Raw genomic sequence first — 13681 nt, forward strand, 5'->3', positions numbered from 1 at the left:
CGCCCACCGTCGTCCCCTCTGCCGCTCCTCGGACCGCAACTCATTTGCTTCGCACAGGACTTCACCACCCCGGCGCGGGCCGCACGGTGAACCACGAGGAACCGGGCGGCGGCGCCGCCGCGAATTCACCCCCGCCGGACACAGGCCGGACCCGCGCCGACCGTGGCCATCCGGCGCCGGCGGACGGCCCACGTACGGCGGTCCGCCGGAATGCACTTGCAACCGCCCGCCCTCACCCGTACGGCCCAGCCGCCCCACCGATCCCTCGGCTTTCCGCCCCCGTCCGCACAGGGCGCGGCCACGCGCGCGTCACCCGGGGGCGCGACCGTGGAGGCCATGGACCGACGAGATGTGCTGAAGCTCTCCGCGAGCGCGGGTGCGGCCGGCGTCCTTACGCTGGCCCCCGTGGACTTCGCCGCCGCCTCGGACTCCGGCGCGGACCCCGGCTCCGGCCGGGGCACCGCGGCCGCCGTCACCCGTACGCTCAGCGGCCATCTGCCGACGGGCACCGCCGACTTCGTGTACCTGCCGCTGAAGGTGCCCGGCGGGACACGGCAGATCGACGTGTCGTACACCTACGACCGGCCGGCCGTGCCGGCCGGCGTCCTCGGCAACGCCTGCGACATCGGCATCTTCGACCAGCGCGGCACCGACGTGGGCGGCCGGGGCTTCCGCGGCTGGTCGGGCGGCGCACGCACGGAGTTCTCGATCAGCGCGGAGCAGGCGACGCCCGGCTACCTGGCCGGCCCGGTCGAGGCGGGCACCTGGCACGTGGTGCTCGGCCCGTACACGGTCGCGCCCCAGGGCCTGGACTACTCGGTGACCGTCACCCTCACCCCGGGCGAGCCCGGCACCACCCCCGCGCCCGACTACCCGCCGGAGCAGGTCCCCGGCCGCGGCCGGGGCTGGTACCGCGGCGACTGCCACCTGCACACCGTGCACTCCGACGGCAAGCGCACCCTGGAGCAACTGGCCGCGCTCGCCCGGGCGGCGAAGCTCGACTTCATCAACTCCAGCGACCACAACACCTCCTCCGCGCACCCGCTGCTGGGCCCGCTGGCCGGCGACGACCTGCTCATCCTGACCGGCGAGGAGATCACCACCCGCAACGGCCACTACCTCGCCATCGGCGTGGACGGCGGCGAGTGGATCGACTGGCGCTACCGGGCGCGCGACGACGCCTTCGACCGCTTCGCCCGGCAGATCCGCCGGGCCGGCGGCATCGTGGTGCCCGCCCACCCGTACGGCACCAGCCTGGCCAGCCAGTGGAAGTTCGGTTACGACAACGTGGACGCCATCGAGGTCTGGAACGGCCCCTGGACCGCCGACGACGAGGCGTCCCTGCTCACCTGGGACAACCTCCTCACCGGCGCCGCCCGCCGCGGCGACGGCCAGTGGGTGCCCGCGATGGGCAACTCCGACGCGCACCGCGACCCCGACGTCGTCGGCCTGCCGCAGACCGTGGTGCTCGCCGACGGCCTCGACCGCCGCTCGCTCCAGGCCGGCATCCGCGCCGGCCACTCCTGGATCGCCGAGAACGCCGACGTCCGGCTCGCCTTCTCCGCATCCGGCCCGCACGGCGAACACGCGGGCATCGGCGAGCGGTTGGCGGTCGCCGACGACGCCGATGTGACCGTCCGCCTCGAGGTCGGCGGGGTGCCCGCCGACTGCGTACTGCGCCTGCTCACCGACGAGGGCCCCACCGTCACCCAGGCCCTGCCCGCCTCCGGGGTCCTGGAGTGGACCACCACCGCGTCCTACTCCTCCTACGTACGTGCCGAGGTGCGCCACCCCGCCGGGTCCGGCGACACCTCCGGGCTCCCCGGACCCGCCGCCGCCCTCACCAACCCGATCTGGCTCGGCCGGGCGTAGGGCCTGCCACCGGCCGGCCCCTTCCTGCTTCCTGCCGCCCGCCTTCCGCGGCGCCGCGCACCCCGCACCCCGCGCGGCGCCGCACCCGTATCCGAACCCGGGCCACGGGCACGCGGGCAGGCACGCGGGCACACGGGCACGCAGGAGCACGGGCACGCGACCGCTACACCGTGACGCGAATGGGCAGCAGGATGCGCCACACGGCGTCCTCCACCCCGTGCACCGCGGCGATCCAGCCGACGTTCTCCTCGTCGGTGCCCAGCCGTACGGCCTGCGCCAACTCGTCCATCACCTCGGCGAGATCGGCGTGCGACATCGCCGACTCCATCCGGCCGCCGACCGCGCCGTCGTCGTGGTAGCGGTAGTAGGCGGGCGCACCGCGCAGCACACCCACCGGCCGCCAGTGCTGCGCCAGCCGCCAGGCGGGCTCGCCGGAGACATGCAGCCCGTCCGCCTCCACCACCTCGACCCGCGTCCGGTCCACCGCGAGCGGTGTCCAGGTGTCGGTGCCGGTGAGCACCATCGCCGGGTCGCAGCGCAGCGCGGCGTGCGCCACCGACTTGGTCGCGCCCGGCGCGGACAGCACGAGCGGCACCGCGGCCATCCCCGCGTACAGGCAGCCGAGGAACGCGCCCGCGAGGTCCGGCCCTTGCGGGTACACGAGCAGGACGCGGCTGCCCGGCTGGAGCGCACGGCCCAGTCGCGCGGCGACGGCCCGGGCCCGGCGGTCCAGCTCGGCGAAGCTGCACCCGGCGGTCCCGGTCAGGGGCGCAAGGTCGCCGTAGGGCAGTGCGGGGATGCCCTGCGGCTGCTGCTCCGCCCGCTGCCGCAGCAGCGGACCGGGCAGGCGCCCGTTCTCGCCCGGGGTGCCGCGGAAACCACCGCCGCGCCCGCGCCGGGGCCGGCTGTGCTTCCCGCCACCGCGGGTCACCGTGTCCGTCCCGGAGGGTGCGGGCGGTACGGGTCCCGTCCCCGGGAGCGTGGATGTCCTGTGCAGCGACGGCCAGGAGAGCACCGCACCGAACACAGATGATCTTTCCCCGCGCAAACCGGCCGAAACCGAGGAATCCGCCGAATCGTTTTTTCCGGACACCCGCACGTCCTCGTCACCCATCCGCTCGCAGGACACACACAGGTGTGAACCCGTCCCACACAACACAACCTCCGCGCACGCACAGACAGAACCTCGAATTCGGCCCAACATTCGGCCCAAGGCCGGATCGGCGCCATGCACGGGGTGACCTCGGCCGCCCGACACGGCAAACTGGCACGGACGGGGCCGAACTCTCGGCTCCGCATGTCATGCAGAGAACTGTTCCGTCCAGCGATGAACGATAGATATACGCGCGGAGCGCCAGGCCCGGGGACGCGCCCGGCCGGTGCGCATGGGCGATCCAGGGGGCAGACGATGGAGAGCAGCACGGAACCGGGCGGCCTGCGCTACGCGGTTCTCGGCCCGGTGCGTGCCTGGCGCGGCGACGAGCCGATCGCCACCGGGGCACCACAGCAGCGGGCCGTGCTCGCCGCACTGCTGCTGCGCGGCGGCCGTACCGCCTCCGCACCGGAGCTGCTGGACGCCCTGTGGGGGGAGAACCCGCCCAACACCGCGCTCGCGGCGCTGCGTTCGTACGCTTTCCGGCTGCGCAAGGCGCTCGGCCCCGAGTCGCTGGTCACCGATTCGGGTGGATACGCGCTGCGGGTCGGACCGGACGACCTGGACTACGCCGTCGTCGAACGCCTGGCCGCCGGCGCGGAGAAGATCCGGGCGACCGACCCGGAGAAGGCCCGCAGCCTGCTGAAGTCCGCGCTGGAACTGTGGCACGGCGAGCCGTTGGCGGGCCTGCCCGGACCGTACGCGGAGACGCAGCGCTCCCGGCTGATCGAGTGGCTGGTGGGCCTGTCGGAGACCAGTCTCGAACTCGACCTGGAACTGGGCGCGCACGCCGACGCCGTCTCCGAACTCACCGCGCTGTCCGCCCAGCACCCGCTGCGCGAGCGGCTGCGCATCCTGCTGATGCTCGCGCTGTACCGCAGCGGCCGGCAGGCCGAGGCGCTCGGCGTCTACGCCGACACCCGCCGCCTGCTCGCCGAGGAACTCGGCATCGACCCCTCCGCCGAGCTCAGCGACCTGCACCAGCGCATCCTGGAGGCCGACCCGGACCTGGCCGCGCCGGCCACCGAGGTCGCCGCGCCGCCCGAGGTCGCCCGGCCCGCGCAACTCCCAGCGAGCGTCCCCGACTTCACCGGCCGCCGCGCCGCCGTCGCGGAGTTGGGCAGCCAGCTGACACTCGCCACCGAACAGGGGCGGGACGGCGGGGTGATGGCGGTCTCCGCCGTGGCCGGGATCGGCGGCGTCGGCAAGACCACGCTCGCCGTGCACGTCGCGCACGCCGTCCGCGACGCTTTCCCCGACGGGCAGTTGTACGTCGACCTGCAAGGCACCGAGCCGCGCCCGGCCGAACCCGAGGCCGTACTCGGCGCGTTCCTGCGGGCGTTGGGCGTGCCCAACCCCGCCATCCCCGACTCGCTCGCCGAGCGCGCCGCGCTCTACCGCTCCACCCTCGACGGCCGCCGCGTCCTCACCTTGCTCGACAACGCCTACGACGCCGCCCAGATCCGGCAGTTGCTCCCGGGTACGCCGGGCTGCGCGGCCCTGGTCACCAGCCGGATGCGGATGGTCGACCTGGAGGGCGCGCACCTGGTCGACCTCGACGTGATGTCGCCGGAGGAGGCGCTGCGGCTCTTCGGCCGGATCGTCGGCGAGGAGCGGATGTCCGGCGAACGGCAGGCGGCGCTCGCGGTGGTGGGCGCCTGCGGCTTCCTGCCGCTGGCGATCCGGATCGCCGCCGCCCGGCTGGCCGCGCGCCGGACCTGGACGGTGTCCGTACTGGCCCGCAAACTCGCCGACCAGCGGCGCCGGCTGGACGAGCTGCGGGCGGGCGACCTCGCCGTCAAGGCCACCTTCGCCCTCGGCTACGGGCACCTGTCACCCGAACAGGCCCGCGCCTTCCGGCTGTTGTCGCTGCCCGAGGGCCCGGACATCTCGCTGGACGCGGCGGCCGCCGTCCTGGACCTCGACCCGTACACGGCCGAGCAGCTGCTGGAGACGCTGGTCGACATAAGCCTCATCGAGTCGGCCGCGCCCGCGCGTTACCGCTTCCACGACCTGCTGCGGCTGTACGCCCGCGAGTGCGCCGAGCGCGACGAGACCGAGCAGGCACGCTGCTCGGCGCTGTCCCGGCTGCTGGACTTCTACCTCGCCTCGGCCGAGGCGGTCTACGCGCTGGAGAACCCCGGCGACCGGGTGCTGGACCACCTCGCCGGCACCTCGCGCCCGGGCCTGTCCTTCGACTCCCGCGACGCCGGGCTGGAGTGGCTGTTCGCCGAGGCGCAAGTGCTGCTCGCGGCGGTCGAGCAGTCGGCCGGCGAGGGCTGCGGCGGCCTGATGCGCAAGGCCGCCGACCTGCTGTGGGCGGCCCAGGACCTGATGGAGTCGGGGATCTACGCGCGCCAATACGAGCAGGCCGCGCACGCCGTCGTGGCTACCGCGAACACCTGCGGGGACGCGCTGGTCGAGGGCCGGGCCCGGGTGCTCGTCGCCCAACTGCTGCGGATGACGGCCCGGTTCACCGCCGCGGACGAGGAGGCGCGGCGCGCGATGGTGGTGGGGCTCGCCGCCGAGGACCCCGTCACCTGCTGCTACGCGCCGAACCTGCGGGGCATCATCGCGCACCAGGCGCAGCGCTTCGACGACTGCACGGAGTACCACGAAGCCGCCCTGGAGGCGTTCCGCGCGGACGGCAACCGGCACGGCGAGGCGTCGGCCCTGAGCAACCTCTCCCGGGCCCAGTTGAGCCTCGGCGACCCCGACGCGGCGGTCAGCACGAGCCGGCAGGCGCTGGCCATCTACCGCGACCTGAACGTCGGATTCCGCCTCGGCAACGGCCTGTACGCGGTCGCCGTCGCCCTGACCGCGGCCGACCGCGCCGACGACGCGGTGGCGCGGCTCAACGAGGCGCTGGAGATCTTCCGCGACGCACGGCAGCAGTTCTGGGAGGGCATGACGCTGTACCGGCTGGCCGAGGCGCACCGCGCGGCCGGGCGCAGCCTCCAGTCGGCCGCCGCGGCCGAACAGGCCCTGGTCATCCAGCGCGAGGTGGGCGGCGAGTGGCGCACCGCCAACGTCCTGACCGTCCTCGGCCGCGCGCTCGCCGACATGGGCCAGCTCGTCCGGGCGCACGCGTGCTGGCACGACGCGCTGGGTATGTACGCGGCGCTCGGCTCCCCGGAGGCCGACGAGGTACGGCAGTTGCTCGGTGAGGACTCCGCGCCGTCGGTGATCCGGATGGCGGGCTGACCGCTGCGGGAGCGGCGGGGCTGTCCCGGCCGGCGGCGACCGTCCGGACGACCGGGGCCGAAGTGGCGCCAGGGGCGGGCCGGAACCGGTGGGCACATCCCTCTGAACGGCAACTCGTCGATACCGTTTATCGGTTGATTATCGGCGCCTGCCACGATTCGATTCACCGCACGAGCCGCCCGCCCGGTGATGCACGGGGGTCGTCGCCGGGTGGGCTTCACCACAGCAGTCCCCAAGTGCAGGAGAACGACCATGACTACCGACAACCAGCAGACCGAGTCGACTGATCCTGTACCGCCGACCGCGCCGACCGCCGCCGCGGTCGACCCGGACAACTGGCACACGGAGGGCACGACCGAGGACGCGGTGGACGGTCTGCTGGCGGACGAGTCCACGCCCAAGAAGCCCGCTCTCGTCAAGCCGAACAACTGGCACACCGAGTCCGAGCCCGCGAACTGATCCGCGCGAGGCGCTCCGCCCGGTACGGAAACGGGGTGCCGGGGCTGGCCGCCCGACGCGGACATGGTCCCGTAAGCCTGGGGATGGGGGTCTCCAGGCCTGCGAGAGAAAAAAGGGGGAACCGCCCGGAAGGGGGGCAGCACGAGCCGGCTCAGGGGGCCGGCTCACTGCCCGGGCGGCAGGTCGGCCGCAGCGCGGAGGGGGCGCTGCGGCCGACCTGCGTGTGCCCGCCTGCGTGTGCCCGCCTGCGGGCGCCGGGCCGCGTGTCCGACCTGCGGGTTCCGATCTGCGTGTACCGCCCCCCGCCCCCGCCCGCGCCTGTGCCGTCCCGCCACCCGCTCGCCTGGCACGGCTGCCGCGCCCGGCGTACCGTCGGCCACGTGGGGGCCGAGTGAGCGACACGAGGCGGTGGCACCCCGATGGTCCGCAACATCCTGGGGTCACTGCTCGCGCTCGCAGGAGCGGCGGCCGCCGTCTGGTGCCCCTTCCGAGCCTGGTACGACGGCCGTCACGGGTCCGGCATCCGGGTCGACGACCTCTTCACGGGGGTCGGCGTCACCGATCGTGACGCGGCCCTGCTCGGCTCCCTCTTCCTGCCCATGGGCTTCGCCGCGCTGCTGACGCTGCTGGGTGTGCTCTCCCAGTCGTGGGCGGCCGTGGGGCTGGCGGGGTGCCTGGTGCTGGGTGTCACGGTGCTGTGGATGGTGCGGCAGGCGCAGTTCGCGGGCGGGCCGGCCGCCGGGGGTGGCGGGCTGGGCTCGGGTGCGGGCATCGCGGTCGGCAGCGGGCTGCTGCTGTTCGCCGGCGCTTTCTTGTTCTCGGGGCTGCGCCGCGCCCGCTACGGCAGCCCCGATCAGGAACTCCCGCCGGACGCGGTGGCGTCCGGCGAGCCGCTGTCCCGGGACGAGGTGCCCGAGCCGTGAGCGGGCTGCTGCGCGGGCTCGGCACGGTCAGGCGGTAACCGGTCAGGCCGTCAGGCGGTCAGGCGGTCAGGCCGGAAGCCTCAGGCCCGGCGGGAGCTCGAACCGGTGCCCTTCGCCGCGTCCAGGGCGTACACGCAGCGGTCCTTGGAGCAGGCGTAGACCACGCCGTCGGCGGTGACCGGCGAGCCGGTGATCTCGCCGCCGGTCTCCAGCCGCCAGCGCAACTGGCCGCCTTGCGCGTCCACCGTGTACAGGCAGTGGTCCTTCGATCCGAAGTGCACCCGGCCGTCGGCGACCGCGGGCGACCCGGTGATCTCGTTCTGCGCGGCGAACCGCCAGCGCGGCGCCCCGCTCACCGCGTCCAGCGTGTACAGGGCGCTGCCCGCGCCGAGGTGGACCCCGCCGGCGGCGACCACCACCGGCTCCAGGGACTGCCGCGGCTCGGTGGCGACCCGCCAGCGGTCCCGGCCGTCCGCCGGGTCCAGCGCGTACACCGTGCCGAGGTGGTCGGCGACGTAGATCCCGCCGCCGGTCGGGCCCGGGCCGGGTACGTGCGCGGGCGGTGCGAACATCACCGCGGGCGCCTCGAAGTGCCAGCGCTCCGCGCCGTTACGCGCGTCGAGGGCCAGTACGCGGGTGCCGGCGGTCAGGTGGACGACGCCGTCGGCGACCACCGGCCGGGTGACCACGGAACCGGCAGCACCGGGCTCGCCCACCGGATACGACCACAGCTCGGCGCCGCTGAGCGCGTCCACCGCGTGCAGCAGGCCGCCGCCCTGGTAGTAGACCACCCGGTCGGCGATGGCCGGCCCGGCATCGGGGGACTCGAACTCCGTCTGCGCCCCGGCCCGTTCCCACCGCAGGGTGCCGCGCTCGGCGTCCCACGCCTGCACCACGCCGCCGCGGATGCCGGTCACGACGGTGCCCGCGTCGGCCTGCGCGGCGTACACCCAGCCGTCGATCGGGGTACGCCACCGCTCGCCGCCGTCGGTCGCGCCGAGCGCGAAGAGGCTGGGCCCGTCCGAGGCGTGGATGCGGCCGCCGGCCACCGCCATCGTCCAGGCCACGTCCCGGGTCTTGAACTGCCGCCGCCCGCTGGCCACGTCGAGGGCGTGCACCTCGAAGGACGTGACGTACAGCAGGCCGCCGGCCACGACGGGGGTGCCCCACACGTCGTTCGACATCCGGAACCGCCACGGCCGCCACTCCCCCGGCGGGCCGGCCGGCCGCGGCATGCCGGCCACGGACGCGGGCGGGGCCTCCGCCTGGTGGTGGGTGCCGCCGCGGGGGCGCACCCACTCGGTGCCGGGCACCGGTCCGGCCGTGGCCTTGAGGTCGGCCGCCCGCGCCAGCCGCAGCCCGGGCCCGATCGGCGCGGACCCGGCGAGCTGGACGGACGCGGCCGCGTGCTGCGGAGCGGGGCTGCGGGGCGGCTGCTGCGGGCGGGGCGGCGACGTGGGCGGCGGCGGCAGCAGCCCGGACTGCTGCTGCCCGGGGCCCTGCGGGGCCGCCGGCGGTACGGGCGGCCGGCCGCCGGGGGCCCTCGGCGGCACGGGCACCTGCGGGCCGGAGACCTGTGCGCCGGGCTGGCGGGCGGGGCGGCCGCCGTTCTGCACCGGCCCGATCCGGCTGCGGTGCCGGTCCTCGATCAGGGCGACCGCGCCGGGCGGCAGCCAGGCGGAGGCGGTGCCGGTGTCGTCGCCGCCGGAGGAGAACAGGTGCGGGGCGAGCTGCGCCTGGAGGTCGGCGGGGGTGGGGCGCTCCTCGGCCTTCATCCGCATGCAGGACTCGATCAGCGGGCGCAGCTCCTCGGGCAGCCCGGTCACATCGGGGCCTTCGCGCAGCAGCATGAAGACGGTCTCGACCGGGTTGGCCCCGTGGAAGGGCGCGTGCCCGGTCGCGGCGAAGACCAGGGTGGAGCCGAGCGAGAAGATGTCGCTGGCGCCACGCACGCTGCGGGAGTCGCGGGCCTGCTCGGGCGACATGTAGGCGGGGGTGCCGACGGCGACGTTGGTCATCGTCAGCCGGGTGTTGGACACCCCGGAGGCGATGCCGAAGTCGATCACCCGGGGCCCGTCCTCGACGACCAGGACGTTCGACGGCTTCATGTCCCGGTGCACCAGGCCCGCGGCGTGGATCGACTGGAGCGCCTCGGCGATCCCGGCGGCGAGCCAGCGCACGCCCTGGGCGGGCAGCGGGCCGGACTGGTTGACGATCTCTTCCAGCGAGGGCGCGGGGACGTACGCGGTGGCGAGCCAGGGCACGGCGGCCCGCGGGTCGGCGTCGACGACGGCGGCGGTGTAGAACCCGGACACCGCGCGGGCCGCCTCGACCTCACGCGTGAAGCGCACCCGGAAGAGCTGGTCCTCGGCGAGCTCCGCGCGCACGGTCTTGATCGCCACGCGCCGACCGGAGGCCGAGCGGGCGAGATAGACCAGCCCCATGCCGCCGGCGCCGAGCCGTCCCAGCACCTCGAAAGGGCCGATCCGTCTCGGGTCATGCTGCGTAAGCTGCTCCACCACTTGCCCTGCCACCTCCCCGTGCCCGCGGTGTCCGCGGGCCGTTCCCCGTGCTTCCCGGCCTCGTCCGGCCGGTCGCTGGCTCCCGTGCCAGGGTACGGACCCGATTCTTCCTGGGATGGGCGCCGGTTGCGAACCCGCGGCCTTCACGACACGCCCGGTAAGCGAAGTCGTTATCATCCGCTCCCGCGCACACGGCGGCCATCCGCCGCGCCGGGCCGGCTCCGGCAGGCGGGCACGCGGGGGCTGCGGCGGGGTGCTAGCGGCCGGGTATGGCGTCCGACCGCCGCTCCGGGTCGATCACGGCGAACCGCGCTCCCTGGTCGTCGGCGACGATCGCGGTGCGGCCGTAGGGCGAGTCCGTGGGCTCGACCAGCACATGGCCGCCCAGCCGGCGCACCGTGGCCGCCGCGTCGTCGCAGTCGCCGACCGCGAAGTAGACCTGGTAACCGACCGGGGCGTCCTCGGCGGGGCCGCCCAGTCCCAGCCGGCCGAGCGAGGGGTTCTCGGCGCCGGGCACGGACCACACCTTGTAGTCGAAGTGGGCGCCGTCACCGACCTGCTGGGACTCGAATCCGAACACTTCCTCGTAGAAGGAGTCGACGGGACCGGTGTCCCGCGTGTGGTTCTCCGACCAGGCGTAGGCCCCCGGCTTGCCGACCAGGCCGAAGCCCTCGTGTCCGCCGGGCTGCCAGAGTCCGACGAAGGAGCCGCCCGGGTCGACGACGCCGGCCATCACTCCGGCGTCCGGCACCGGGTCCGGCCCGAAGGCGACCTGGCCACCGGCCGCCCTGACTTTCTCGGTGGCAGCGGCGGCGTCGGCGACGGCGAGGAAGACGCCCCAGGCGGGGGGCACCGACGGCTCCCTCCGCTCCATCAGGGCGGCGACCTTCACGCCGTCCCGCAGGGCCATCGTGTAGTGGCCGAACTCCTCGCCCTGGTCCTGGAAGGTCCAGCCGAGCAGTTCGCCGTAGAAGGACCGGCCCGCGGCGAGGTCGGGCAGTGAAGCGTCGGCCCAGCAGGGGGCGCCTTCTCCGAATGCCGACATGATCAGTTCCTCTCCTCTCCGCGCGATGGCCCGCGGCGTGTCCGCGACATGCTGTCGGCGCCACCGTCATCAGTGATCTTCCCCACTACGCGCGCTTCAATTCGAACATATGGTCAATTATTCGAGCGCCCGACTCCGGGGGTTCAAAACACCCATTTGCCACAATACCGCCGCGCTTCGCTGAGGCTCCCGGGGCGCGAGAAAGCGCCGTTGAACTGGAGGTTCGCCAAGCGGAACGAGTGCGTCCCCGTTTGCACGCCGCCAAATCGCGCGCCGATCACGGGTCGGTAAACTGACGGCATGACAGGACAAGTTCGCACCGTCGACGGCCGTGTTGCGGGCCGCCGCGGGCAGGCCACGCGGCAGAAGCTGCTGGACTGCCTCGGCGAGATGCTCAGCACGTCGCCGTACCGGGATGTCAAGGTGATTGACGTCGCCCGGATGGCGGGCACCTCCCCCGCAACGTTCTATCAGTACTTCCCCGACGTCGAAGGCGCCGTCCTCGAACTCGCAGACGAAATGGCCAAGGAGGGGGCGAGCCTGACCGAACTGGTCGCGGGCCGCTCCTGGGTCGGCAAGTCCGGCGCGCAGGCCGCGGACGAACTCGTCGACGGCTTCCTGTCCTTCTGGCGGAGGAACGACGCCATCCTGCGGGTGATCGACCTCGGTGCCGCCGAAGGCGACAAGCGCTTCAACCGGATTCGCACCCGCATCCTCAACTCCGTGACGGGCTCGCTCACCGAGTCCATCAAGGAACTGCAGAGCAAGGGCAGGGTCGACAAGCAGGTCAGCGCACCGGCCGTCGCCGGCTCGCTCGTGGCCATGCTCGCCGCCGTCGCCGCCCACCAGAAAGGTTTCACCGGGTCCGGCGTCAAGCAGGCCGACCTGAAGCCGAACCTGGCGCTGCTGGTGCACCTCGGTGTCACCGGGAAGAAACCGCCGAAGTAGCCGCGGCTCAACGCCGGCCGCTGCCACGGGCGTTCGGCCCGCACGCGCCAGTCCTGCCGCAACACCACGCCCCGACGCGGGCGCCACGAGGTCTCGGGGGAGGCCGCCGGCGCCCGCGTCGTCGCGTTCCGCGCACCGTACGCGCGCGGCAGCGGCCGGACGAAGCCCAGGCGGCGCCCGGGACCGGGGCCCCGGTGCGGGCCAAGTGGCAGGTGCCATAGGGAAGGTGGGCAAGGGGGCAGGGGGGCAGGTGGGCTGGGGGCAACGCCCCATGCCGCTCGACCGGCATCGGGGGTTACGCTCGCACCCGCCCGCAGGAACGCACCTGCCGGCTGTCACCGCCTTGCTCCCGACAGACGTACCCAGGCTCCAGGAGTGCCCCCATGGCCGACCCCACGACCGCCACCGACCGGGTCCCCCCACCCACCGCCGCACCCGACGCGATCGTCATCGGCGCCGGACCCGGCGGACTGGCCGCGGCCGCGGCCATGCGTCAGCAGGGGCTGCGGCCGCTCGTGGTGGAGCGCGCGGAACAGGTGGGGGCGTCCTGGCGCGGCCACTACGACCGGCTGCACCTGCACACCACACGGCGGCTGTCCGCTCTGCCGGGGCTGCCCATCCCGCGCCGCTACGGCCGCTGGGTGAGCCGCGACGACGTGGTGCGCTACCTCGAGTCCTACGCGGAACACCACGAACTCGAGATCGCGACCGGCATCGAAGTCGGCCGCGTGGTGCGCAAGAACGGGGGCTGGGAACTGCCCGCGACCGGGGGCCGCGTCCTGTCCTCGGCGGTGGTCGTGGTGGCGACGGGCCACAACCACAGTCCGTACATACCCGACTGGCCGGGACGGAACACCTTCCCCGGTGATCTTCTGCACGCCTCCCGCTATCGCAACGCCGCCCCCTACACCAGGCGGGACGTGCTCGTGGTCGGCGTGGGCAACACCGGCGCGGAGATCGCCGTCGACCTGGCGGAGGGCGGGGCCGGGCGGGTGCGGCTGGCGGTGCGGACGGTGCCGCACATCCTGCGCCGCTCCACGTTCGGCTGGCCCGCGCAGGCCAGCGGCATCGTCTGCCGGCGGCTGCCGACGCGGCTGGTGGACCGCCTCGCGCCGTACGTCGCGAAGGCCGGCGTCCCCGACCTGTCGGCGTACGGTCTGCCCCGGCCCGTGACCGGGCTGTACTCGCGGGTGCGCGAGGGCTCCATCCCGGTGCAGGACGTCGGCCTGATCGCGGCGGTCCGATCGCGCCGGGTCGAACCCGTCGCGGCCGTCGCCGAGTTCGACGGCGGCACGGTGAAGCTCGCCGACGGCTCCGGGATCGAGCCGGAGGCCGTGATCGCCGCGACCGGCTACCGGCGGGGCCTCGAACCGCTCGTGGGCCACCTCGGCGTGCTCGACGGCCGCGGCCGTCCGGTGGTGCACGGGGCCAGGACGCCCGCGAACGCGCCCGGGCTGTACTTCACCGGGTTCACCAATCCGATCAGCGGGATGTTCCGGGAGATGGCGATCGACGCCCGCCGTATCGCGCGCGCGGCCGCACGCGCGCGGTAAGG

Annotated in this window: 9 protein-coding genes; 6 read left to right on the forward strand and 3 right to left on the reverse strand. The window is 74.3% G+C overall.

What is annotated here, in order from left to right; all coding sequences use genetic code 11:
- Window positions 1-336 precede the first annotated feature (336 nt).
- Window positions 337-1872 carry a CehA/McbA family metallohydrolase gene (locus AC3EVP_RS19075; protein ID WP_435131298.1) on the forward strand — a complete coding sequence of 512 codons (1536 nt, stop codon included), beginning with the start codon at window positions 337-339 and terminating at the stop codon, window positions 1870-1872.
- A gap of 163 nt (window positions 1873-2035) precedes the next feature.
- Here AC3EVP_RS19075 and AC3EVP_RS19080 read toward each other — a convergent pair whose 3' ends face one another.
- A complete protein-coding gene (locus AC3EVP_RS19080) occupies window positions 2036-2803 on the reverse strand; it encodes an AMP-binding protein (protein ID WP_335970867.1) in 768 nt (255 codons plus the stop codon).
- 477 nt (window positions 2804-3280) lie between these two features.
- On the opposite strand from AC3EVP_RS19080, the gene afsR reads away from it, so the two are divergent.
- The 3 genes from afsR to AC3EVP_RS19095 all read left to right on the forward strand — a co-directional run bounded on the left by afsR (window position 3281) and on the right by AC3EVP_RS19095 (window position 7611).
- Complete coding sequence (gene afsR / locus AC3EVP_RS19085) at window positions 3281-6229, forward strand: SARP-family global regulator AfsR (protein WP_335970865.1); 2949 nt, start codon at window positions 3281-3283, stop codon at window positions 6227-6229.
- A 252-nt stretch (window positions 6230-6481) separates the two neighbouring features.
- Window positions 6482-6688: a hypothetical protein gene (locus AC3EVP_RS19090; protein WP_335970863.1), complete on the forward strand. Its 207-nt coding sequence runs from the start codon at window positions 6482-6484 to the stop codon at window positions 6686-6688.
- Window positions 6689-7107: 419 nt separating this feature from the next.
- Window positions 7108-7611 (forward strand): hypothetical protein, encoded by a 504-nt coding sequence (locus tag AC3EVP_RS19095; RefSeq protein ID WP_435131299.1) that lies wholly within the window; start codon window positions 7108-7110, stop codon window positions 7609-7611.
- 80 nt (window positions 7612-7691) lie between these two features.
- Here AC3EVP_RS19095 and afsK read toward each other — a convergent pair whose 3' ends face one another.
- Both afsK and AC3EVP_RS19105 read right to left on the reverse strand, forming a co-directional pair.
- A complete protein-coding gene (afsK, locus tag AC3EVP_RS19100) occupies window positions 7692-10133 on the reverse strand; it encodes a protein serine/threonine kinase AfsK (RefSeq protein WP_435131301.1) in 2442 nt (813 codons plus the stop codon).
- Between the two features lie 256 nt (window positions 10134-10389).
- On the reverse strand, window positions 10390-11178 hold the full coding sequence (locus AC3EVP_RS19105) for a VOC family protein (RefSeq protein WP_435131303.1): 789 nt from the start codon (window positions 11176-11178) through the stop codon (window positions 10390-10392).
- Window positions 11179-11478: 300 nt separating this feature from the next.
- Between AC3EVP_RS19105 and AC3EVP_RS19110 the strand changes: the two genes are divergently transcribed.
- Together AC3EVP_RS19110 and AC3EVP_RS19115 are read left to right on the forward strand one after the other, a co-directional pair.
- Window positions 11479-12126 carry a TetR/AcrR family transcriptional regulator gene (locus AC3EVP_RS19110; RefSeq protein ID WP_335970856.1) on the forward strand — a complete coding sequence of 216 codons (648 nt, stop codon included), beginning with the start codon at window positions 11479-11481 and terminating at the stop codon, window positions 12124-12126.
- Window positions 12127-12509: 383 nt separating this feature from the next.
- Entirely contained in the window at window positions 12510-13679 is a 1170-nt protein-coding gene (locus AC3EVP_RS19115; RefSeq protein WP_435131305.1) for a flavin-containing monooxygenase, read from the forward strand.
- Window positions 13680-13681: the final 2 nt, after the last annotated feature.

This window comes from Actinacidiphila sp. bgisy144 (assembly GCF_057708105.1).